General features: G+C 41.1%; 21 protein-coding genes and 1 pseudogene. 12 read left to right on the plus strand and 10 right to left on the minus strand.

What is annotated here, in order from left to right:
* From PASHI_RS20010 to PASHI_RS20030, 5 genes are read left to right on the plus strand one after another with little or no spacing between them, the layout of a single operon-like run.
* The gene (locus tag PASHI_RS20010; RefSeq protein ID WP_062566817.1) at window positions 1-1956 is read left to right on the plus strand and encodes a heme lyase CcmF/NrfE family subunit; all 1956 of its coding nucleotides are present in this window, start codon (window positions 1-3) and stop codon (window positions 1954-1956) included.
* On the plus strand, window positions 1953-2522 hold the full coding sequence (locus PASHI_RS20015) for a DsbE family thiol:disulfide interchange protein (RefSeq protein ID WP_054562159.1): 570 nt from the start codon (window positions 1953-1955) through the stop codon (window positions 2520-2522). Before PASHI_RS20010 ends, PASHI_RS20015 begins: the two co-directional genes overlap by 4 nt.
* Complete coding sequence (locus PASHI_RS20020) at window positions 2522-2983, plus strand: cytochrome c-type biogenesis protein (protein WP_054562158.1); 462 nt, start codon at window positions 2522-2524, stop codon at window positions 2981-2983. Before PASHI_RS20015 ends, PASHI_RS20020 begins: the two co-directional genes overlap by 1 nt.
* Window positions 2984-4246, plus strand: coding sequence for a c-type cytochrome biogenesis protein CcmI (gene ccmI, locus PASHI_RS20025; protein ID WP_062566818.1), 1263 nt, complete (start codon window positions 2984-2986; stop codon window positions 4244-4246).
* Between the two features lie 9 nt (window positions 4247-4255).
* Window positions 4256-4987 (plus strand): MlaA family lipoprotein, encoded by a 732-nt coding sequence (locus PASHI_RS20030; RefSeq protein WP_062566819.1) that lies wholly within the window; start codon window positions 4256-4258, stop codon window positions 4985-4987.
* Between the two features lie 65 nt (window positions 4988-5052).
* Here the strand turns inward: PASHI_RS20030 and PASHI_RS20035 are convergent, their stop codons facing one another.
* Entirely contained in the window at window positions 5053-6276 is a 1224-nt protein-coding gene (locus tag PASHI_RS20035) for an EAL and HDOD domain-containing protein (RefSeq protein WP_054562155.1), read from the minus strand.
* A 371-nt stretch (window positions 6277-6647) separates the two neighbouring features.
* On the opposite strand from PASHI_RS20035, the gene putP reads away from it, so the two are divergent.
* Window positions 6648-8159 (plus strand): sodium/proline symporter PutP, encoded by a 1512-nt coding sequence (gene putP, locus PASHI_RS20040; protein ID WP_062566820.1) that lies wholly within the window; start codon window positions 6648-6650, stop codon window positions 8157-8159.
* A gap of 62 nt (window positions 8160-8221) precedes the next feature.
* Here the strand turns inward: putP and PASHI_RS20045 are convergent, their stop codons facing one another.
* Entirely contained in the window at window positions 8222-8524 is a 303-nt protein-coding gene (locus PASHI_RS20045) for a YebG family protein (protein ID WP_054553324.1), read from the minus strand.
* 246 nt (window positions 8525-8770) lie between these two features.
* Between PASHI_RS20045 and PASHI_RS20050 the strand changes: the two genes are divergently transcribed.
* On the plus strand, window positions 8771-9064 hold the full coding sequence (locus PASHI_RS20050; protein ID WP_054562153.1) for a ComEA family DNA-binding protein: 294 nt from the start codon (window positions 8771-8773) through the stop codon (window positions 9062-9064).
* 28 nt (window positions 9065-9092) lie between these two features.
* Here PASHI_RS20050 and PASHI_RS20055 read toward each other — a convergent pair whose 3' ends face one another.
* The 3 genes from PASHI_RS20055 to PASHI_RS20065 all read right to left on the minus strand — a co-directional run bounded on the left by PASHI_RS20055 (window position 9093) and on the right by PASHI_RS20065 (window position 11194).
* The gene (locus PASHI_RS20055) at window positions 9093-9395 is read right to left on the minus strand and encodes a DUF6170 family protein (RefSeq protein WP_055197970.1); all 303 of its coding nucleotides are present in this window, start codon (window positions 9393-9395) and stop codon (window positions 9093-9095) included.
* Window positions 9395-9913, minus strand: coding sequence for a disulfide bond formation protein DsbB (gene dsbB / locus PASHI_RS20060; protein WP_054562151.1), 519 nt, complete (start codon window positions 9911-9913; stop codon window positions 9395-9397). Before dsbB ends, PASHI_RS20055 begins: the two co-directional genes overlap by 1 nt.
* Before the next feature lie 129 nt (window positions 9914-10042).
* On the minus strand, window positions 10043-11194 hold the full coding sequence (locus PASHI_RS20065) for a chorismate mutase (protein WP_054562150.1): 1152 nt from the start codon (window positions 11192-11194) through the stop codon (window positions 10043-10045).
* Between the two features lie 334 nt (window positions 11195-11528).
* Here PASHI_RS20065 and PASHI_RS20070 point away from each other — a divergent pair, with 334 nt between their 5' ends.
* Window positions 11529-14528 (plus strand): bifunctional diguanylate cyclase/phosphodiesterase, encoded by a 3000-nt coding sequence (locus tag PASHI_RS20070; protein ID WP_105181454.1) that lies wholly within the window; start codon window positions 11529-11531, stop codon window positions 14526-14528.
* A gap of 27 nt (window positions 14529-14555) precedes the next feature.
* Here the strand turns inward: PASHI_RS20070 and PASHI_RS20075 are convergent, their stop codons facing one another.
* Window positions 14556-14885: an SUI1 family translation initiation factor gene (locus PASHI_RS20075; protein ID WP_054562149.1), complete on the minus strand. Its 330-nt coding sequence runs from the start codon at window positions 14883-14885 to the stop codon at window positions 14556-14558.
* Between the two features lie 133 nt (window positions 14886-15018).
* Between PASHI_RS20075 and PASHI_RS20080 the strand changes: the two genes are divergently transcribed.
* From PASHI_RS20080 to PASHI_RS20095, 4 genes are all read left to right on the plus strand, one after another.
* Window positions 15019-15324 (plus strand): STAS domain-containing protein, encoded by a 306-nt coding sequence (locus PASHI_RS20080; RefSeq protein ID WP_054562148.1) that lies wholly within the window; start codon window positions 15019-15021, stop codon window positions 15322-15324.
* Window positions 15324-16994, plus strand: a complete 1671-nt coding sequence (locus PASHI_RS20085; RefSeq protein WP_062566821.1) for an ATP-binding SpoIIE family protein phosphatase — start codon at window positions 15324-15326, stop codon at window positions 16992-16994. Before PASHI_RS20080 ends, PASHI_RS20085 begins: the two co-directional genes overlap by 1 nt.
* Before the next feature lie 45 nt (window positions 16995-17039).
* Window positions 17040-17699 carry a GAF domain-containing protein gene (locus PASHI_RS20090; RefSeq protein ID WP_055197972.1) on the plus strand — a complete coding sequence of 220 codons (660 nt, stop codon included), beginning with the start codon at window positions 17040-17042 and terminating at the stop codon, window positions 17697-17699.
* Between the two features lie 73 nt (window positions 17700-17772).
* The gene (locus PASHI_RS20095) at window positions 17773-18963 is read left to right on the plus strand and encodes an amino acid aminotransferase (protein WP_054553227.1); all 1191 of its coding nucleotides are present in this window, start codon (window positions 17773-17775) and stop codon (window positions 18961-18963) included.
* 78 nt (window positions 18964-19041) lie between these two features.
* Here PASHI_RS20095 and PASHI_RS20100 read toward each other — a convergent pair whose 3' ends face one another.
* The 4 genes and pseudogenes from PASHI_RS20100 to PASHI_RS20115 all read right to left on the minus strand — a co-directional run bounded on the left by PASHI_RS20100 (window position 19042) and on the right by PASHI_RS20115 (window position 23938).
* On the minus strand, window positions 19042-19791 hold the full coding sequence (locus PASHI_RS20100) for a DUF3379 family protein (RefSeq protein WP_062566822.1): 750 nt from the start codon (window positions 19789-19791) through the stop codon (window positions 19042-19044).
* Window positions 19791-20339: pseudogene (locus tag PASHI_RS20105) on the minus strand (sigma-70 family RNA polymerase sigma factor); the annotation flags it as partial. The gene PASHI_RS20100 and the pseudogene PASHI_RS20105, both read right to left, overlap by 1 nt.
* Window positions 20340-20417: 78 nt before the next feature.
* Window positions 20418-22067 (minus strand): BatD family protein, encoded by a 1650-nt coding sequence (locus PASHI_RS20110; RefSeq protein ID WP_062566823.1) that lies wholly within the window; start codon window positions 22065-22067, stop codon window positions 20418-20420.
* The gene (locus PASHI_RS20115) at window positions 22061-23938 is read right to left on the minus strand and encodes a vWA domain-containing protein (protein ID WP_062566824.1); all 1878 of its coding nucleotides are present in this window, start codon (window positions 23936-23938) and stop codon (window positions 22061-22063) included. Before PASHI_RS20115 ends, PASHI_RS20110 begins: the two co-directional genes overlap by 7 nt.

A 23938-nucleotide genomic window follows, 5' to 3' on the forward strand; every position in this document is an offset into this window, starting at 1 on the left:
ATGATCCCAGAACTCGGTTATTTTTCTTTAACACTGGCCATGGTTCTCAGTGTTCTATTGTGTATTTTTCCTTTGTGGGGCGCGCATACCGGCAATTTACGTTTAATGCGTGCGGCTCCATCACTGGCAATTGGACAATTCGTATTTGTACTTTTGTCTTTTGCTGCACTTGTTTATGCCAGTTTAACCGACGACTTTACTGTTTCGTATGTTGCTTATCACTCAAGTAGCACCTTACCTTGGTACTACAAGATAACCTCGACATGGGGTGGTCATGAAGGGGCAATTTTACTCTGGTTAGTAATGCAAGCGGGTTGGACAGCAGTTGTTGCTATGCGGTCGCAATCATTACCTTGGGTATTACGTGCTCGTGTACTGGGTGTACTTGGCTTTTTAGGTGTTGGCTTTATGTTATACACCTTATTAATGTCGAGTCCATTTGAGCGCTTATTGCCGTATTTCCCTGTTGAAGGTCGCGATTTAAATCCGTTATTGCAAGACCCGGGTATGATTATTCACCCGCCATTGCTCTATATGGGCTATGTGGGTTTATCTGTGTCGTTCTCATTTGCTATTGCAGCGTTACTTACAGGTAAGCTTGATAATACCTGGGCTAAGTGGTCTCGTCCTTGGACTATGACAGCATGGGGTTTTTTAACACTCGGTATTACCATTGGTAGTTGGTGGGCATATTCAGAACTTGGCTGGGGTGGCTGGTGGTTCTGGGATCCAGTTGAAAACGCATCATTAATGCCATGGCTTGTAGCAACCGCATTGCTGCACTCATTATCAACCACCGAAAAGCGTGGTGTATTTAAGTCGTGGACCGTATTGTTGGCTATTGCAGCATTCTCGTTAAGCTTACTGGGTACCTTTATTGTTCGCTCGGGTATCATAGTATCTGTGCACGCTTTTGCCTCAGATCCTAACCGCGGTATGTTTATTTTAGCTTTCTTAGCCATTGTAGTTGGTGGTGGTTTATCGCTTTATGCACTGCGTGTATCACAGGTGAAAAGTGAGGGCCGTTACAAGTTTGCCTCACGTGAAGTTGCGCTTTGGTTAAATAATATTTTCTTAGTTGTGGCAACGCTGATTGTATTGCTAGGTACATTATTGCCAATGATCCACAAAGAACTTGGCTTAGGCAGCATTTCGATTGGTGAGCCGTTCTTCAATAAGATGTTTGCTATTTTACTGGTACCGTTTGCCATTTTAATGGGTATGGGTCCGCTGTTACGTTGGAAACAAAATAAATGGTCGATGTTGCAAAACAAGTTTGCACTATCGGCTGTAGTCAGTCTCGTGGCTACGGCAGCGTGGTTATATTCAAGTTACGATGTAATTGCGCCAATTACCTTTATTGCAACTGCGCTAGCGGTATGGATTGTTGTTACTACAGTGGTTGATTTAGCGGCAAAAGTAACTATTCACAAAACCTTAGGCGAAGGCTTTAAACGTTTAGGGCTAAGCTATTGGGCGATGGTTTTAGGCCATGTTGGTTTAGCGTTCGTGATTGCAGGTGTAACGCTCACCTCTGCTTATTCAGTAGAGCGTGATGTATCAATGAAGCCGGGTGACACTGTGGCGTTAAATGAATACCAGTATCGTTTTGATGGTGTTAAGTCTATCCGCGGCGCAAACTATAGTGGCCATGCTGGTGTTGTCACTGTGCTGAAAAACGATAAACAAGTAACCGTTTTACATGCTGAAAAACGCCGTTATGACATTGGTATGCAGTTTATGACTGAAGCGGCTGTTGATGCTGGCTTCACACGTGACTTATATCTAGCGCTTGGTGAGCAATTAAGCCAAGGTGCGTGGTCGTTACGTATTTACCATAAGCCTTATGTTCGTTGGATGTGGCTCGGTGGTATCTTGATTTCACTGGCAGGCTTTTTAGTGCTTGGTGATAAACGCTACCGCCAAAAATCGACTAAGCAGGAGGCTTCAGCATGAACCGTAAACTACTCGCACTAGCACCTTTACTGGTTTTCGTTTTACTGTGTGTGTTTTTATATCAAGGCTTGTTTGCTAACCCGCGTGAGCTGCAAACAGGGCGTATTGGGCAGGCTATGCCAGCTTTTAACCTGCCAGATTTGATGGATGAGTCAAAGCGTTGGACTGATGCAGATTTAAAAGGTGAAGTTTACTTACTTAATGTGTGGGGCACATGGTGCCCGACCTGTTTAGCTGAGTTAGGCTATTTAACCGAGCTTAGAGAGCAGGGCGTTAAGATTGTTGGCTTATACTACGAGCAAGGCTACGACCCTGACTTTGATGGCCAGTTTGATATTAACGCACTACGCGAAGATGTCACTAGCATGCTTAATCGTGCTGGCGACCCATATCAATTTAATATCTTAGATTTAAAACGCACATTAGCCCTTGATTTAGGTGTGTCTGGCGCACCAGAGACCTTTTTAGTCGATAAACAAGGCACTATTTTGCTGCACCATACCGGCGATATTAATCCGCGTGTGTGGCGAGCCAAATTCGCACCGTTAATGCAGGAGTTACAGTAATGAGACTCGTGATTTTTTTAGCAAGTTTGCTTATCACGTTTAGCGCATTTGCAGAGCAAGACAAGTATCAATTTGATGATAAAGAGCAAGCTGTTCGCTTTAGTGAACTTACCAAAGAGCTGCGTTGCCCTAAATGTCAAAACCAGAACATTGCTGACTCAGACGCCGTTGTAGCCAAAGACTTACGTGACAAAGTGTTAACGCTGGTAAAAGATGGCAAAAGCAAAGATGAAGTCATCGATTATATGATTGACCGTTACGGTTACTTCGTACATTACGATCCACCAGTAACACCAGCAACCTTAGTGTTATGGGTATTGCCAGTATTAATTGTAGTACTTGGCTTTGGCTTTATTGTTTTACGCCAACGTAAGGCATCTGTAAAACAAACATGGACAGAGCAAGACGAGGCGCTGCTTGCAAAGTTAATTGAACAAAATCAACGTCAGGAGCAAAGCTAGATGGCATTTATGTGGGCTTCTTTTGTTTTACTCACACTGGTTGCATTGCTATTTGTTGTCGTTCCGTTTTTTAAACGCGAACGTATTCAACGCCTTGATCACAATGCAAACTCGGAGTTAATCCGAATTTATCATCAACGTTTAGACGAGCTTAAAGCTGACTTAGATAACCAGCGTATTGATGCACAAATGCACGATGAGTCAGTTATCGAACAAAAGCGTCGTTTACTCAATGAATTGTCTCCAGAAAAAGCGCTGAATAGTAAAGGTAACAACCGTATTTTTGCCCTTACTGGCGCTGGCTTTTTAATTGTTTTAACGGCTATCTTTTACGGTTACACGGGTAGTCAGCAGCAAATTAAAGGCTGGCATGACGCGATGGCAAACCTTAAGTCGTATGGTGAGCGTGCCGTGATGCAAGATGGTGAGCCGTTAACACCGAATGAGCTTCAAGCATTTGCTTTAGCACTGCGTACCAAGCTTGATCAAAGTGGTGATGATGAAGTGGCGTGGATGCTGCTAGGTCGTGTTGCTATGTCATTAAATGAATTTGATATGGCAATGCAGTCATTTGATAAGGTTCTTAAAATGAACCCAGATAACAAGCAAGTGCTGATCAGCTATTCGCAAGTTCTGTTAATGGAAGGCAGTGATGCGAATATGTCTCGTGCGGCGACTATGTTATCGAGAGTGTTAAAAGCAGAGCCGACCAATATTGATGCTATCTCATTGCTAGCCCTAATTGCTTATGAGCGTAAAGATTGGCTGCAAGCAAAAACTGCGTTTGAAGTACTGCTTGCAAGTATGCAGCAAAACGACCCGCGCTATAGCATGATTGCAGAGCGAATTGCTGAAATTGATGCTCATTTAAATAATGAGCAGCAAGTTACAAATACAAAACTCGCAGAAGCTTCAAACAGTGAAATTAGCATCACGGTTGATTTAGACTCTGCACTTGCAGATTCGCAGCCACAAAACGGCACGTTATTTGTTTTTGCAAAAGCAGCCAGTGGTCCACAAATGCCATTAGCTGTGGTAAAAATGACCGAATATAGCTTTCCGCTAACCGTGACATTGAGTGATAGCAATGCCATGGTAGAAGGCTTGAATCTATCAAGTGTCGATAAAATTATTTTAACTGCGCGTTTATCAAAAGATGCAACTGTGGTAACTTCTAGCGGCGAGTTGGAAGGCAAGTCGGATGTTTTAGAGCGCGCAAACGTAAAAGAATATTCGTTGCTAATTAATGAGTTAATACCTTAAGGATAGCCGATGTTTAGGCACAGTATATTTTTTATCTTTTTTGTAGTGCTTGCAGGATGCGCACAAATACCTGAAGAAAAAGCGGATGAGCGAGACCCATTACAGTCGTTTAACCGTCCTATGTATGATTTTAATATGGACGTGCTTGACGCTTATATTCTTCGCCCAGCAGCTGTTAGCTACGTTACAGTCACGCCAACACCGGTAAGACGTAGCATTGTTAATTTTACCGATAACATCACCGCACCAACGGATATGGTCAATGCTGGCCTGCAAGGTAAACCTGGTAATATGGGTATTAGCCTAGCGCGCTTTTTAGTGAACTCTACGGTAGGTTTACTCGGCTTTTTTGATGTCGCTTCATCGCTGGGTTTAGAAATTGTCGATGAAGACTTTGGTCAAACCTTAGGTGTATGGGGTGTAGGTGATGGCGCATACTTGATGATCCCAGGTATGGGGCCAAGTACAGCACGAAACCTAACAGGTGATGTGGTAGATAACTTTGTGTTACCTGAAATCACGTTAACAACACCACAGACAATATTAGTGTTCGCGCTGAAAGCGGTTGAGGCCCGTGCTTCATTAATGCCACAAGAGAGCCTATTAAATGAGTCGCTAGACCCTTATATCTTCATGAAGGATATTTACTTCCAGCGTCAATTATATGAGCTACATGATGGTAATCCGCCAGTAGAAAAAGAGCCTGATGATTTTGACGAAGACTTCTTAGAAAATCTTTAAGATTATTCAAATAAAAATGCCAGCAATTGCTGGCATTTTTTATAGCATTAATAGATTGATATTCATCAGTCTCCAAACACACTCATTTGGTCATTAGACCAACTTAATGCGTCGTGGTAAGCGTCCGGTACTTCTTCTGGCTTAAGGCCCAACTGTTGTTGGATTTCTTTCGCTTTTTCCCAATTTGCTTGCTCATAGAATTTTACAAGGTTTAGATAGGTAGCGAGTAAGCCTTCATCTTTAAGTAGAGCGTCTTTAATTTCGTTGGTCAGCGGTAACTTATTCATAACGCTTGGCATATCTTCATCTAAGATAGCATCCATTAATGACATCATGCCTGTTAAGAAAGCCATACCTGTATCGCGTAACTTACCATGACTAATTGCCAGTAATTCAGCAAACCGTGCTCGGGTTAGCGACAGGCGGATCAGTTCAGCAGGTTTATCTGCAGATACTTGAGCTGCAAATAACAGCGACAAGAAACGTTTAATTTCTTCGCTTCCTAATACGATAAGCGCTTGCTTGATTGTGCTGATTTCGGCACGGCGTTTAAATGCCGCGGAGTTTGAATAGCGTAATAGCTTATAAGATAAGTTAACGTCACGTTCAAACACCTCAGTGATTTTTCTAAGGTTTAAATCAATACTTGATGTTTCGTATAGGAGCTCGGCAAGAGCCATCTCAGAAGGTGGCAAAGTTTTACTTTGTACCATCTCCGGTTTTGAAAAGAAAAAGCCTTGAAAGTAACTAAAACCCATTTCTAGGGCAAGTTGGTATTTCTCGTAAGTTTCGACTTTTTCGGCAAGCAACTTGATGTGCGGGTGAGGTTTTATCGCTTCAATAACCGCTTCAATCGACTCTTTGTCTGTGGTTAAAAAGTCAATTTTGATCATATCGATATACGGATAAAAATGACGCCAGACAGGTTGATGAATGTAATCATCAAGGGCCAGTGTGTAACCACGCTCTTTTAAATCTTTAACCAGAGCAAGTAAACGTTTACCTGGTTGAATAGTTTCAAGAATTTCGACAACGACTTGTTCTTTACCCAGTAATAAAGGGTAGCCTTTTTGGAGTGTCTCTAAAGTGAAATTAATGTAAGCTGGTTTGTTATCCGTTAAATCTTCTAAACCAAAATTGAACTGACTACCTTCAATGAGTCGTGATGTTGCTTCATCGCCATCAATGTCTGGAAACACGTTATCTACGCCATCCCTAAACAGGAGTTCGTAGCCGACAAGTTTCTTTTCCTTATCTAAAATAGGTTGGCGTGCAGCGTAAAAATACATAGTCCTGGCATGTCCACTTCGGTTAATTCATTTATCCATCAGCAATATATGTCATTGTGCCTGAAATAGCATTAATTAAATGCGAGTATTTGAGGATAAATACTGATTTTATTCTGATCTTAAGACTAGGATAAATTGCAATTGAATTCTATAACTTGCGATTAAATATCATATTTTTGTTATGAAAAGGTTGAAATTGTAAACCCTGCCATTGAACTGCTTGATTGGAGTTGTAGGGGGGAAGCATGTTATAGTCATGGGTGATATCGGTTTTTACCCCAATAATGTCTTAAAATTAAATAACTTGCGAGTCATTATTCGGATTAAAAGCCAACATTAAACAACTTTTGGAGGCTAATTTGGAAACAGGAATGATAATTTCGTTAGCAATGTACTTCATCGTCATGCTGGGGATTGGGCTGTATGCTTATAAGCAATCTACCGACGATGTATCAGGCTATATGCTAGGTGGTCGTAATTTATCACCAAGTGTTGCTGCGCTTTCAGCTGGCGCATCAGACATGAGTGGTTGGCTGCTAATGGGTCTACCGGGTGCAATGTATTTGTTTGGTTTAAGCAAGGTTTGGATTGCCATAGGTCTAGTGCTCGGTGCTTGGGCTAACTACTTCCTAGTCGCGCCTCGTTTACGTGTTTACACAGAAAAGGCGAATGACTCAATCACCATTCCAGATTACTTCGCGAACCGCTTTGATGATAATAAAAATATTCTGCGTGTGATCTCTGCGATTGTAATCATTGTTTTCTTCACCTTGTATACGTCATCAGGTGTTGTTGCAGGCGGCAAGTTGTTCGAAAACTCATTTAATATGAGCTACGAAATGGGTCTGTACATCACAACCGGTGTCGTCGTGTTATATACCTTGTTTGGTGGCTTCTTAGCAGTGAGCCTGACTGACTTTGTACAAGGCTGTATCATGTTTATCTCGTTGCTGGCTGTGCCAATTGCAACGTTTACCATGCTTGATCAGCCAGTTATGGATACACTTGCTAATGCACGCTATGACTTATTATTAAGCTCACCAAAAGAATCAGAAATTCATGCACTTAATATGATGGATTGGTTTGCAGGTGGTTCAACGATAGCGATTATCTCTGCAATGGCATGGGGCCTTGGTTATTTTGGTCAACCACATATTATTGTACGTTTTATGTCTGTGCGTTCTGTGAAAGATATGCCGACTATGCGCCGTGTGGGTATGTCGTGGATGACGCTTTCAGCTATTGGTGCTGTGCTAACAGGTCTATTTGGTGCTGCTTATATGCTTGAAAACCAAATGCCAATTGATGATAAAGAAACGATTTTCCTAGTGTTGTCTGAGCTTATCTTCCATCCTTTAATTGCCGGCTTCTTATTGGCAGCTATTTTAGCGGCGATTATGAGTACTATCTCATCACAGTTATTAGTTTGTTCAAGCTCACTAACCGAAGATTTTTATAAGATTTACTTAAACCGTAGTGCATCGCAAAAAGAGCTGGTTTTAGTAGGTCGTATTAGTGTTATTTTGGTTGCTCTATTTGCTATTTACCTAGCCTATGACCGCAATAGCTCTATCTTAGACTTAGTGAGTAATGCATGGGCAGGTTTTGGTGCTGCATTTGGTCCACTCGTATTACTGAGCCTTTACTGGAAGCGTATGAACTTACAAGGCGCTATTAGTGGTATGGTTGTTGGTGCTGCAACAGTGCTGTTTTGGATTTACGCGCCAATTACAATTGATGGCCAAGCATTAAGTGCAATCATTTATGAGATTGTCCCAGGCTTTATTTTATCAACAATTGCTATTGTTGTTGTTAGCCTTACAACTGCTGAGCCGAAAAAAGAAATTACAGACTTATTTGATGAAGTTGAGTCGTCACTGTAGTTTTTGATTAAACACAAAAAAGGGCAACATCTGTTGCCCTTTTTTATGATCTAAATTTGCGTTTAGCTTGCCGCTTTTTCTTTTATATCAGCAACGTTGTCGTCTGACTTTGCTTTTTTAGGCTTAGCTGGGGCGTCTTTTGCACCTTTAAGTACCGCCATAAATTGGTCTTTTTCTTTTGCCATTTCAAGCGCCAGTGACTCAATTTGTTGCTCGCTTAATGGTACATCAACTTTTTCAAGCATTAGTTCTAATGACTCAGCAATGTCGAGCATTTTGTCATACGCATCAGCTTCTTTCTTAGTAGTAAACGTCATGCGCTCGACTCCGTTTCTTTCTACAACATATTTAACAACAACAGCCATGATTTCTCCTGCATTTAAGCGTGGCATTTGCAGCGTAATACCGCTACTTTGATTACTGTTTTTATATACAGTAATGCTTCGGGGCTTACTTTGCAAGTAACTTGAGAAAAATTTTATTCAGCAAATTTGACAATAATAGGGACATTAGCTTTATTTAAATTGTTACCCAAAGTTAAACACAAGCGATGGAGTGAGTGTTGGGTAATAGCTAACTACCTGTCCAAGATGGACATCATGGAGGAAATTATGAAATTACTATCAAGTATTTTACTTGCCACAAGCATTGCGTTACTACCTGCTACATCGGCATTCGCCGTTAAACCAACCGAAGCAACACAAGTTAAAATGCAAAAGCTCAGTATAAACAAAGCCAGCATAGATCAACTTACTCAATTACCGGGTATTGGAGAGTCAAAAGCTAAAGCGATTGTTGAGCACCGTAAAAAGCAAGGTCCGTTTAAGTCGGTAGAGCAATTAAAAGAAGTAAAAGGAATTGGCGATAAGCTATTTGCTAAACTTGAGGGGAAAATTACATTATAAATAGCGGGCTATACACCTAAACAGGGCGTTATTCGCCCTGTTTAAATTCATCGATAGCTTTGTCTAAATGCGCTAATGCGAACATGTTTTCGATAGGTGTTGTGATGAGTGGGTAACTCAAGCCCGCTAACAATAACCAAGGAATAAGCATCCAGCCTTCAAAGTAGGCCAAGCCTAAAAATAATGGTGCTAAAAAGGCAAGCTTACATACTGATAAAATGATCTTTTTGCTTGGGCTTAAATGAGCCAAAGCAAGGGCAATAATTTGCTGGCGTTGCCTTACTTTAAAGCTTTTTAAAGCAGGGATTTGGCTAGTAAAAAAATAAATCATTATAGCGACTTTTTACTCACTAATCGGCTAACTAGAACAGCCACAAATACCACTGAAAATGCTGCAAAAATCACTTCCATCCATGCTGGCATACTCATAGAAGCAAACTGCCAATCGATATTTCCGCAATCACCAGTAGCGGCAAAGAAGCTAGGGATCCATTCATGCAAAGGCATAAAGCTTGGGAAGTTAGGTTCAAATGCACAGCTAAATGCAAAAGGGTCAGTATTGTTTTGCATTGCAATGTGTTCTTTGGCAATAAAGTAACCCCAAATTGCAGAGACACCCCAAGTGGCAAATGCGACTAAGCGAACAACCATATTTTGTGGGTTAATTGCACCAATCACACCCGCTGCAAGTAAGCCTAAAACAGCGGTACGTTGATATATACACATGATGCATGGCTCAAGGCCCATGTTGTATTGAAAAAATAACGCAGTGATTTCAAATGCGAGGGAAATAACGGCTAATAATAACCAAGGTGTTCTTTTAGTTGCTAATTCTGCTAACCAATTCATGAAAGTTCCAATTTCAAATTGTTTTCAAGATTATGCTTAGACAGGGCAGTGGGTGCAAGTATCTAAGATGAAATTATACGAAAAAGGAGCCAACGAGCTCCTTTTCATTAATCATACCTAGGCTGGCTGTTACACACTAACAGCTTGCAAAGACTCACTTTGATAGCAGCCTAATACACGGGTGTATTGGGTGTGTTCTTTTAGCTCTTCAAGCGCTTGCTTAACATGTAAGTCATCAAGGTTTGCTTCAAGGTCAACATAAAACACCTCTTCCCATGGGTTTCCAGGTACTGGACGAGATTCCAATTTTACTAGGTTAATTTGATGTTGTTTAAAAATCATCAAGGCATCAGCCAATGAACCCGCTTGTTGTTTGGTCGCCATAATCAAACTGGTTTTTGTTGGAATTTGCTTAGATACTTGCAACGGGTTACGCGCGACGACAATGAAGCGGCTATGGTTTTCGCTTTGGTTTGCAAGGCCTGATTTAACGACTTCTAACCCTACATTTTTACCTGCTTGTGCTGAGCCGATAGCGGCGCTGTTTGTAGTTTCAACCGCTGATTGTAATGCATGGAAGGTTGAGTCACAGGTTTCATGTTGAATATCACCTAAACCCTGAATGAAGCGGCTACATTGAGCAAAAGGCTGTGGGTGAGCAAAGATTTTATTAATGTGAGAAAGCTCAGTACCTGGCATTGCTAATAAACAGTGCTCAACGCTGTGAGTGACCTCACCGACAATTGATACTTGTGCATGTTGTAATAAATCGAACACTTCATTGATACTACCTGAGCTGGTGTTTTCAATTGGCAGTAAGCCGAAATCAGCTTGGCCACTTTCAACTTTGCCAGTGATTTGATCAAAGCTCGAACAGCCCATCTCAATCAGCTTACCTGGGCGACGGCTAAAATATTTATGGCAGGCTAATTGGCTATAAGAACCTTGACCACCTAAATATGCAACACGATGACTTTCGCTCATCGCTTCAGGGTTTAGATTCTTTTGTAGCATTGCTTGTTGATTCAAAACAGAATCTTCAAGAATAGTTTGGAACACATTATTGATGTAGTACGCATCTAGACCTAGCGACTTACCATAATTAATAAGCTTTTCGAGTAATGCTTGTTCGCGGGCTTCATCGCGAATCGGTTTGTTATTGGCAATTTTATATTCAACTACGCTGTGGCTAATACGGCGTCTTTTAGCCAGTAACACCAATAAGTCGGAATCTATTTCATTAATATCGTGTCGTAACGCATTTAATGTATCAATGCTCATGTTGGTTTCCTCATTCCAAAACAGTGCACAAACAAAAAAGCCTCCCAAGTGGGAGGCTTTAGCTATTCGGTGAATTTATCTCGCAAACAGTTAAGCCTCCTCTATCTAAAGAAGCTAAAAAACGAAAAATAAGTGCGAGAGATAATTTGTTTCATTGAACTAATGTAAAAACACTTGTATGTAAAGTCAACTGCCTATCGCAGCTAATTTAGAAAACATCGGTGTTTACTCAGAAAATTCATTTATATTTATAAAAAATTTATAAATATAAAAATGAATCTGGTATATTTGTTTTTGCACAATAAATAATAACAATTATTAATAAGGTAGTCCTGTGGTGTATCGACGACCGCCATCACGTTTTGGTGTGAATTCATTAAGTATGAAATTGTCGCTGCTGATCTCTGCGATTTGTTTGATTGCAGGTATATGTGCTGCGGCTTTGATGCTTAAATCTGAAGAAAAACAGCTTGTGTTTGAAGAGCACGAACTTTTAAAGCACTCTAGTGAACGCTTGAGTCGTCAATTTAACCGCTTGATCAAAACCAAAATCAATATTGCTGAGCAGGCGAATAACGTCGTAAGCAGCCAGCTCCTTCACAACGAATCGCATTTACAAAGTAAACGCAGCGCAGAACTCAAATTTGCCCTCGATGGCAGTATCCGTAGTACCTCAGAAGATGGCTTATCGGCTGCATTTCTCCCTCAAGATAAATATTCTGAATTTTATAAACAGCTTATAAACGATTCTGAATCGCTATGGAAAATCGTTTCACCGACCTTAATTCAAGATTTCTTTAATTTTTACCTTGTCACCAAAGATAACTTTATTCGGATCGCGCCACCAAACTGGGCACTCAATGTACCTGGTGACTTTGATTTTACTAAAGGCGAAACCTTCAATTACGCTCAGGCTGCAACTAACCCAAGCCGAGAAGCGGTGTGGTCAAAAGTGTATTACGATACTATTTGGCATAAGTGGGTGGTGAGTGTGCTTGTGCCAATCTACCTTGATAACGATTTTTTTGGTGTCACGGGCAGTGATATCGCGCTTGAAACCTTATTGGCACAGCTACCTATCGGTGACCGTGAGCAGCATCTGTTAGTGTTTGATGCAAAAGGTCAGCTATTAGCTCACCCTGATTTAGATAAAACCACGCTTGAGCAATATGGTCGTGAAGGTAAAAAATTACTCACCGAAGATTTTGTAAACCCTGATCTGCAAAAACTAGTGTCTGAAACCATTCGTTTAAAGTTACCTGAGTCGGCAAATTCATTCGTACAAGATGGCGAAACTCACATTATCAATATTCGTAAAGTCGAGAATCTAAATTGGTATATTGGAATTTATAAAAAACGTTCGTCGGCACTTTCTGCGCTTGAAGAGTTAAAAGTAAAATTCTTTGGCTTGTTTATCTTGTACGCTATTTTAGTTGCTTTGTTATTGCATCAAGCACTTTATCAATTAGTACTGCGTCGCATTCATTCGTTGGTTAATGCGGTAGTTAGTTTTGGCAAAGGGCAATTACAAACTGAGTTTCCAAAGGCTAATAAAGATGAAATTGGCACGCTAAATGGCTCGTTTAGAGATATGGCTATTGAAATTCGTAAGTTGATCGATGGCTTAAACCAGCGCATTAGTGAAAAAGAAATAGCGGAAAAAGCGGCGAATCGTTTATCTAAAGCTGTGGCTTTCTCTGGTACCGGTGTGGTGATCACCAATCAAGACTTTGAGATCAAATACGTGAATCCGAAAATGGTTGAAATGACCGGTTTTGAGGAGCGTCACTTTATTGGCTCGCCGCTGCTGAATATCATTTCACAAGAAATGGCGATTTTAGTCGATGATATTGATATCGATTTGCGAAGCCGTAATTATTGGCGCGGGGATACCTTATTACAAGGGAATGAGCGCCAATCAGTTTGGGTTTCGTTAAGTATTTCACCAATTCGTGAAGATGGTGGTGAGATCACCAGTTATGTGGCATCAGCTCAAGATATTTCGTTTGTAAAAGAAAGCCAGCGTAAGATGGAGCAATTGGCTTACTTTGATACCTTAACGGGGCTTGCTAACCGTACTTTCTTCAGAATGCAGCTGCGTAAATCAATGGCACTGGCTGAACGTGGCCATTATGCATTTGCCTTATTCTATTTTGACTTAGATGAATTTAAACGTATCAACGATACACTAGGGCATGATGCAGGGGATCAGTTATTAGTTGAAGTGGCTAACCGTTTGAAAAAGCGTTTGCGTACGGAAGATACAATAGCGCGTTTAGGCGGCGATGAATTCGCGGTCCTGTTAAGTGGTATTGAGCATCAAACACATGCCATGGAAGTGGCTAATACGATTCAGCGCACACTTAATGAGCCAATCAAATTAGGTAACAATGAAGTGATCATCAGTGCCAGTATTGGTATCACAATGGCACCATTTGATAGCCAAGAAGAAGATCAGCTACTTAAACATGCCGACCTTGCGATGTATGAAGCAAAAGCGAAAGGGCGTAATACTTTCCACTTCTATAGCCAAGAGCTCAATGCTGCAGCAAACGAGCGCTTATTCATTGAAAATGAGCTTCGTACTGGTATTCGCGAAGGGCAGTTTAGGGTTTATTATCAGCCACAAGTTGATTGTAGAAATAACCAAGTGGTTGGCTACGAAGCACTTATTCGTTGGTTCCATCCTAAAGAAGGGATGATCCCACCAACTAAGTTTATTCCTATTGCTGAGGCAACTGGTTTAATTGTTGAATTAGGCGCATGGATACTGCAAGAAGCGTGTGAGTTTGCTGCACGTTTAGCAAGCCAAGACTTAAAGAATAATATTTCAATCAACCTGTCGGCACGTCAATTTAAAGATGCGAACTTGGTGTCGACACTGGATAAGATCATCAAGCAAACAGGTGTTGAGCCCAAACGCTTACACCTTGAGCTAACAGAAAGTATGCTGATGGGGCATGTTGAAGCAGCCATCTTACAACTGCATCAGTTAAAAGCCTTGGGTGTATCAATTTCAATCGACGACTTTGGTACTGGCTATTCTTCACTGAGTTACCTAAAACGTTTCCCTGTGGATATTTTGAAAGTTGATCGCTCGTTTGTGAAAGATATTCCACAAGACAGTAATGATATGGAAATTACCGCTGCGATTATTGCTATGGCACAAAAGCTGAAGCTTAATGTTGTTGCTGAAGGGGTAGAAACCATTGAGCAGATTGAGTTTTTACAAAACAACAACTGTTATATTGTGCAAGGTTACTACTATAGCAAGCCTATCCCTGAAGATGAGTTGCCTGCACTTTATGAACAGCTCAACTCGTTGAATTCATAAAATACAGAACGCAAAAAAGGGGGGTGATTAGCCCCCTGCAATTTTAACTTTAAATTTTAGTCCTTCGAGAATCGCTTTTAGCTTATCTCTGTCATCACCTTGAACTTCGATGATACCGTCTTTTACTGCACCGCCTTGGCCCATTTTACTTTTAATGGTTTTGGCTAATTTTTTTAAATCATGCTGCTCGCTGTCGATACCAACAACTAACATCACGCCCTTACCTTTACGTCCTTTGGTTTGACGTTCAATGCGTAAAAAACCGTCTTTAAAAATTTTACCTTGGCTTGGTTTACTTTCTTTAGGTTGCTCAATGCGACCCGTTGCAGTTGAATAAACTAGATTGTTATCGCTCATGGTAGATCTCGTTATAGAAGCTTGGCTAAATGATAACAAATTTCATCCTAAGTGTTTTAATTTTTGGCTTATTTGTTTTAAGCGGTTATATTTAGTTAAGTATCAGGAAAGATTTGTTTATTAGGAGTTTATTATGAGTTTAACGCGCAGCACTTCTGCTGATGGCGCTATATTAACTGTACAAATCAAAGGAAAATTTGATTTTAATTTGGTGCAATCTTTTCGTCAGGCGTATGCCGATCTCAACGACAATATCGATAAAGTGGTTATAGACCTTAGAGAAACAGATTACATGGACAGCTCAGCTTTAGGCATGTTGCTGAACATGAAAAAAAACCTAACAGGCAAAGTTGAAACAATTCAAATTAGTAACTGCCAACCGCAATTGAAAAAAATCCTGCAAATCTCACGTTTTGATAAAAAGTTCGATATTGATTGATGCTTAATATTCTGGTTGTAGACGATCTTGCCTTAAATCGTCGCTTATTAACCGTGATGTTAGAGCAGCAGGGCTACCGTGTTTATACCGCTGAGAACGGTCTTGTTGCTTTAAATCTGCTCGAAGAACACACCATTGATATTGTGTTACTCGATGTCATTATGCCTGTGATGGACGGCTTTGAAACCGCAGCGATTATCAAAGAGCGCTTTAGCCAAGTTTACTTACCGATTATTTTTATTACCTCATTAGAAGACGAAGCGAGCTTTGAGCGTTGCTTATCGGTTGGTGGTGATGATTTTTTGCATAAGCCGTTTCAAGAAGTGATTCTTAACGCGAAAATTAAAGCGCATAGCCGGATCCGTAATTTAAGCCAAAAGGCAAGAGAGCAAAATCTACAACTTGAATATCATCAAAATCAAGTCGAACGCGAACATGAAATTGTCGAACATATTTTTAATAATGCTCTTGAGAACCAACAATCTTTTCCTAAGCATTTAGATTTTCATTTATCGCCTGCGGCTATGTTTAATGGCGATATGTTTTTGGTCGCACAAAGCCCATTAGGTAGCTTATATTGCATGCTTGGTGATTTTACTGGTCATGGTTTAGCCGCTGCAGTCGGAGCTCTCCCTGCTTCAAGAGTATTTTATACCATGGTGAGTAAGGGCATGTCTGTGAGTGATATTGCCGCAGAAATCAATTCAGTATTAGGTAAGTTATTACCAGGCCACATGTTTTGTGCTGCAACCATCATAGAGCTTAGCAGTACCGGAAAAAGTATCTCGGCATGGCTAGGGGGCTTACCCGATACCTATATCATCAATCAAAGCGGTGAAGTTATTCGTACCCTTGAATCTCAACATATGGCACTGGGTATTTTAGAAGAAGATGAATTTGAACGTGCACTTATTCACATTGAAGTAGAAGACACATGCCGTATTGTCATGGCAACCGATGGTATCATTGAAACGACTAGTCCACATGACGAGTACTTTGGTGAGCATCGCTTTAAAAAAGTGCTAGCCTCAAAACCTGCTATTTCTACTGAGCATGTACTTGAACGAGTCAATAAATTTGCCCGTGGTAATAAACAACAAGACGACTTGAGCCTCGTATTATTAAATTGCTTACCAATGCGCGAGCCTGAGCAAAAATCAGAGCCGCTATCCGCATTACCTTTTAATTTTTCATTGAGCCTGAACTCAAAGCAAATCAAAAGTACCGATCCGGTGCTGGAAGTTGTTGATGTAATAAGCAAAGTAGCAGGGTTGAATGCACATCGCGCTAATATCTTTTTGATACTCTCAGAAGCTTATAACAACGCTTTAGATCATGGGGTGTTAGGTCTCGACTCAGAGGTCAAAAATCAGGAAGATGGCTTTTTAATTTATTATCAACAACGTGAAGAGGCACTCGCAAATTTAACCGATGCCTTAATCATTATTGATATTCGTTATTGCCCAGAAGAACTTGCTTTATATTTTACTGTTTGCGACTCAGGAAATGGTTTTAGTAAAGAACAGGCAAATCAACAAAGCCTTGCAAGAGAGCATGGTAGAGGCTTGTGCTTGCTTGGGGAAGTAGCTTCAAAAGTGACCTTCAATAGTGCAGGCAACCAAGTCGAAATTTATTATCAATTAACAGCAAGCAGTACTAGCTCACACTAAAATCGCATGTTATCATTCTGGCATTATAGATGTTTGGATGGCTAAATGATTTCTAACTACTTATCGACAGCTCAGCTTAAATTACCAGAAAATTTGGTTGCTGAGCAATTATCAAACCTTGAACATTATCTTGCAGAGTCAGCTTTACCAGCAGTGCGTTGGGAGTATCAAATTCCTGAGCTAGGCGAGGGTGGTGCGTGTAGCTTGTTTGGCTACTTACAAGATGAACCATTCAAATTAAATGATTATGTTGCCGATGATGCTACCAATACTGAAAAACTGGCTAAGCTTCAACAAATTATCGATTTTGTTGTTGCCCAAACTCAAGTTGATTGGTTTGGTATTTATCAAGCGACAGAGACTAATGAAGGTTCTCAGTTATTAAAGCTGGTTTATCATGGTGCACCGAGCCGTCCATTATTCCCGCTAACTGAAGCATTTGCTAAAGGTAGTAACAATGTTCAAGTTGCACTTTCTAAGCAAGGGCGTGTGATCAATAACGTAGCCGATTACCTCGCACAAGGTGGTGAGTATTATACTTGCGATCCTAAGGTGAAAGCTGAGACTTGTTTACCATTATTATCAGACAAAAATGAATGCTTAGGTATTATAGATGCAGAAGCATTTAATAATGATTTCTTTGATCAGCAAACCCTTGCATTACTTGTGGCTTGTTGTATTAAAATTCCTCAACTCTTGGTCTAATTTAACTAGTAATCAGGCTGGGTTTTTATGTTAAGCTAGTGGCAACGCTAACCCCTATAAAAAGAGATAGTCAATGTTCTCAGAATTAAAACCATTACCAACAGATCCTATTCTTGGCCTAATGGCGGCCTTTAAACAAGATACAAACCCAAAGAAAATCGATTTGGGTGTAGGTGTTTATAAGGATGAGCAAGGCAATACGCCTGTATTAAAAGCGGTTAAAAAAGCGGAAGCGTTTCGTTTAGAAAACGAAACCAGTAAATCGTACATTGGCTTGGCAGGTAACCTAGATTACTGTCAAAAAATGGAAAACTTATTACTGGGTGAGCATCCAGCACTTTTAGCTAACCGTGTTCGCACTGCACAAGCACCAGGTGGTACAGGTGCATTACGTGTTGCAGCTGAATTCATCAAGCGCTGCAACAAAGATGCGACTGTATGGGTAACTACGCCAACGTGGGCAAACCACATCAGCTTATTTGAAGCGGCGGGCTTAACAGTAAAAGAATACCCTTACTACGATTACGAAAATAAAGACCTTTTATTTGATGACATGATTAATACCCTTAAGCAAGTGCCTAAAGGTGATGTTGTGTTATTCCACGCATGTTGTCACAACCCAAGCGGCATGGATTTAAATGCTGAGCAATGGAGCACAGTTGCTGATCTTGCTGTTGAAGTTGGTTTCACGCCACTGGTTGATATTGCTTACCAAGGTTTTGGTTCAAGCCTTGAAGAAGACGCAGCGGGTCTTCGTAAATTAGCAGCAGCGGTAGATGAGCTAATCATCTGCTCTTCATGTTCGAAAAACTTCGGTTTATACCGCGAGCGTATCGGTGCATGTTCAATCATTGCTAAAGATGCAGCAACTGCTGATATCTCAAACTCTGTATTATTAAGCGTTGTACGTAGCATCTATTCAATGCCTCCTGCACATGGTGCTGATATTGTTAGCACGATTTTAGGTAGCACTGAACTGACGCAAATGTGGCATGACGAGCTTGATGAAATGCGTAATCGTATTAATGGTTTGCGTACTTTAATCAAAGAAAGCTTAGCAGCGAAAGGCATTGAGCAAGACTTCTCATTTATTGACCGTCAAAATGGTATGTTCTCATTCCTAGGTATTAATAAAGAGCAAATCGAGCGCTTACAAAAAGAGTACTCAATCTACATTGTTGGTTCTAGCCGTGTAAACGTTGCTGGTATCAGTGATGCAAACATTGATTACTTTGCAAATGCAGTAGCAGACGTTTGTAAGTAACCAGCTTTATAGCGATAAAAAAAACCGCAGTGACTGCGGTTTTTTTATGCCTGTAATATATGTTACTACGAGTAGGTATTAATGCAGCCAGCGAATGGCGTCATTGATCATACTGTTGTAGCTATCAAGTGGAGCGCCAATACTCGCTATTAAGATAGTATCCGCTCGCTCACCACGGTTGATGTGACCAGCGAAACGCTCATCATTGAAATCGTCAGAGCCAGTGCCAAATGGTTGCTCTTCAGAAGGCACAATGAATACCGTCATCGGGCCAAAATCAGACTCAAATACCAAGTGCAGACCTTTTTTGCCTTGAAAGTCACAAAACATTAAATAGGTTACTTTACCTGGTAGCTCATCTAAATGTCCGCCAATGGTGGCAAACTTTTCGTTCACATAGGCAAGGTCTATCGCTTCATGTTTATCTAGCGAGCCTATCTCATGGTATAGGTGCGCAAAGGCATGCTCACCCACGCTGTATAGCGTATGTTGTTTGTTAGTGACAAAGAACACACTAATTGCTACTAAAAACGACGCTGCAGCGGCTAAATACAGGCGATTAAAGGCAAAGCGCGACTTAGCCTCAATAATGGTGTCTAGCGGCTGCTCTGAAGGCGCTTCTTCTGCGGCATAGGTATTATCAATAATTCGCTTTGCTAAATTTTCAGGCACGGGGATGTTAAGCGCATTACTTAGTTCATCATCTAAAGCGCGCACATCATCAATAAACGCCTGTTTATCTGTGTCCTGCTCGGCAAACGCTTCAAGTTCCTTATCAATAGTGCTTGGCTCGGCGAGGATGCGGCGGCGAAACTCGAGTTCATCCATTAATTTGATGCTCCTCTAAGTTGATCATCATCACTGCTTAAAGCCTCTTTAAGCTGGTTTCTGGCACGGAAAAGTCGTGTCATGACAGTATTTTTATTTAAATCGAGGATCTGGGCAATTTCATCGCCAGAGCAACCCATTACTACTTGTAATAGCAATGGCTCTCGATACTCTTGTGATAACTTTCCTATTTGTCGTTGAATCACTGTTTGTTCCATTTCAGCATCAAGGGTTGTACTTTGTTCATCTACAAGGGTGTCGTTTTCAACATCGGCGTAATCAAATTGTTTACGTTCAAAGCGGCGTGCGTTCTCGCGGCGCAAAATAGTTAACAGCCAAGGTTTGACTGCTTGTTGATCTTGCAGTGAATCCAAGGCACGCCAAGCCCTCAGGAAGGTTTCCTGCACTAAGTCTTCAGCAATGTTCTGATCACGACACAACCAATACGCAAAGCGAAAAAGCTCACTGTGGTAGACATGAACCAGCGCTTCATATCGCTTTTGTTTTTCTGTCATAGTAACTAAGACCTGCCTATCAGAAAAAAACTTTCTGAGATTATTATTTTTTTCTTAAAAAAACGGCTAATTCAAGATTAGCCGTTTATATTCAACCTATTAGAATAATAGTTAATCGTAAAGATTTTTTAATTCAGTATCATTACTTGTCGGTTTAGTGTGCTTTGCAGCTTGGCTTAGCAAGCTGACGATTAAGCTTAAATCAACCTGTTCATCTGCTGAACTATAAAGTTTAGTGCGTAATTTAGCAATTTCATCATTAAGTTGTGTATTTTTCAGTGATGCTAGTAAACACTCGATTGCTGCAGCATTTTTACCTGTCTGCTGTTTTGCATAAAGGTTCAACGCGTTATAAAACCCTGAGCTATTGTTTTGCTTTGCAAACTGCTTAAGCTCATTCAACGATACTGATGAACCACTGGTAGGTAATGGCTCAGCTACCGACTGTTGAGTGCGCTTTTTAATGTAAAGCACTAAGGTGATTAACCAAAGCCCATAGCCGACAATTGCCACGATAATAAGCCACACAGGGGTTGTAACTTGCGTAACGGTTTGTACATTAGTTGGTGTATCACTCTGCTCATTAGAGCTTGCGGTTTGCGGCTCTGCGATAGCAGGAGCTGTTGGTGTGAGTGGATTTGTACTTGGCACAACAGTTAATGTACGAGCAGGTATGGTCGCATAGCTAATACGATTGATTTTAGTATTAAACCAAGGCAGCTTTATTTCAGGCAATGTGTAAGTGCCCGGCGTTTGCGGTAATAAAGCATAAGAAGCCGTTTGCTGTGAAATAACACGGCCATCACGTACCAGGTGGTTACTCTCTTTTTCATCAGGGTAACTTCTAAAACCTTGAACCTGCGGCATATCGATATCAGGAAGTTGCTCTTTAGTAACCCCCAATGCGGTTAAGGTGATAGTTCGAGTGATCGGCGTGCCAACTTCAACGGTGTCATCTTTTGGTTGCCATTGCTCATCAAGGTTAACCAGTTCACTTGGTAACCATGCACCTGTGTAGTTTTCTGGAATTGGCTTGATTTCAACATCAACATCTTCGCCCATCGCTGACACAGCCATTTGGCGATAGTTTTGACGAATACGGCCATTGAAAACAGGTGCCGTAATAGTATTTACACCACTTTTTTGTGGCTGCACTAAGTACTCACGGGTGATCACTAAATAGCGTTTGCCATCAATTAACTCATAGTCTTCAGATTGCTTGTTAATTGGGGTTAGCTCAGCGTTTTCCATTTCTGGCGTAGTTAAGTTGCCATCAAGCAATTCTTTGTTGTTGTCTAAATACAATTTAACCGTATAAACACCGGCTTCTTGCACGTATAAGCTACTTGGCTTGATGCTTGTTTTAATGAAGGCTTCTTTATTTTGCTCTGAGGTTTGACTGCGCTTAGCTACCGTTAGCTCAATCGGTTTTGAACTGACACCAGCTACAGTAAATGCAGGGATGGTATAAGTGCCTTCTTTGCGGGTCATCAGCTTTACAGACCAGTTAGTTTGCTTACTGATTTCACCATTAATAATATTAGTGCGCGAGCTAACACTGGTTGGCCCAACAACAAAGTCTTTTAATAGCACCGAAGTGTCTGGTTGTTCGCTGTTAATAGAGTCGTCTGCTGAGATGGTTAAAACAAAAAACTCACCGGCAAGGACAGGGTTTTTATCAACACTTGCCTGTAGCTGGGTGGCAGCCCAAAGCGGCGCTGCCGCGATTAGCAATAAACAACATAATAATCGCATTACCATGATTTTTCGGCTCCTCGTGGACGACGTTGGTAGTTTCGTTTTTGTGCTTCTAATTGCATTTTATTTCTTAATAAGATCGCAGGATCATCGGGAACTTTACGCAGCAACTGGTTAAGTTGCTGAGCTTTTTCTTTCTCTTCATTAGTCAGTTCAGCAGCTTGTGCCTGCATTGCTTGTTGCTCTGCTTGCTGTTTAGCTTGTTCGTCGTTTTGCGATGGCTGTGGCTGAGCATCTTGTTGCTCGGGAGCTTGCTCTGGCTGTTGTTCTCCAGATTGTGACGACTTGTCTGCTTGTGATTCCATTTCAGGTTTGTTTTGCTGATCACTATTTGACTCGCTTTGCTCACCTTTTTGATCTGATTGCTCACCTTGCTCTGACGGTTGTTGGCCATCTTGCTGCTCACTTTGCTCAGAGTTTTCGCCTTGCTGTGAATTTTCACCCTGTTGCTTTTGCTGGTTATCTTGCTGGCCATCAGAGTTTTGTTGATCATTGTTTTGCTGTTGATCTTGTTGCTGCTGTTGTTGCTCTTGCTGCTGCAATAACTGTTCAACGAGGGCTTGGTTTTCTTTTGCCTCAGTGAAGTCATTTTTAAGCTGCTGGGCTTGCTTATACGCTTCAATGGCTTGTTCTAGCTCACCAGCCTTAGCAAGGGCATTACCGTAGTTGTACAAACCCGTCGCAGATTTATCTTCACTAAACGCATCCATCGCAGCTTGGTAATTACCTTGCTGATAAAGAGCAGCGCCTTTTAATCGCGTGTTTTGTGCTTGGGCGGCTTGTTCAAATTTATTTTGCTGATAGGCATCAAGAGCACGTTGGTCTTGGTTTTTAAATACGTCTGGTAACTCAGCAGCGTAAACCTGTTGCTGAGGTAGGAGCATAACAAACAAAAAGCCAAGCACTAAGCTGCTACGGCGAATTAAAAAGAGCGCTAACGGCAATAAAATAATCAGGCCGTAAATACCTGCATCAACTCGCCATAATGCTTGGCTTTGTTTCTCATCTTTGAGTATTTCTGCATTGGCGGTGGGAGCAAATGTTTGAATATCTTGATTACTGGTTTGATATAGTGCAAATTTGCCACCGCTGTTGCGCGCAAGCGAGCTTAAACGGCTAACATTAAGCGTCGGAATCACAATCTGTCCTTGAATGTCTTTTAAAAAGCCACCTTCTGGTAACTTAATCGGCGCACCTTGCTCTGTGCCAACTCCGTAGACATTTAAACGATAATTAGACTGAGCGGTAAAGCGGCTAATATCTTCTTGATCTAGGCTATCAACCCCATCGGTGACTAAAATAATATCACCATCTAAATAGCCAGCTTGTTTAAGTAAATCGTCGGCTTTTTCTAGGCCTTCAATAACATTTGAACCTTTGCTCGGCATGATATCAGGGCTTAGGCTTGGGATAAGGTTAGCCAAAGTGCTAGCGTCATTAGTTAGCGGTGAAATAGTAAATGCAGAGCCTGCATAAGCCACTAATGCCGTATCACCTTCTTTGAAAAGCTCAATCATATCAAGTGCTTTAAATCGAGCCTGCACTAATCGGCTTGGTGCGATGTCGGTACTGAACATGGAGTACGACATATCCATCACAATGACCCGCGCATTCTTTGCTTGAAACACCGGAACCTGTTTCTTTTCAAAGCTTGGACCTGCTGCAAAAACGATGGCTAACAGAGTAAATACAGCAACTAGCCAAAGCGGTTGGCTTTGTTTTTTATGATTGTCGCTCATTACAAACTGCGCCAAATGGGGCGCAATTAAATCAGCAGGGGCGCTTTTTTTGTTGCGTACCAACAGCACACTAAAAATAATCAGCGCGGGAATTAATAACCAAAGTAGGGCAGGGCGAATAAATTCAAAATCCAT

The sequence above is a fragment of the Pseudoalteromonas shioyasakiensis genome (assembly GCF_001550135.1).
Lineage (GTDB): Bacteria > Pseudomonadota > Gammaproteobacteria > Enterobacterales > Alteromonadaceae > Pseudoalteromonas > Pseudoalteromonas shioyasakiensis.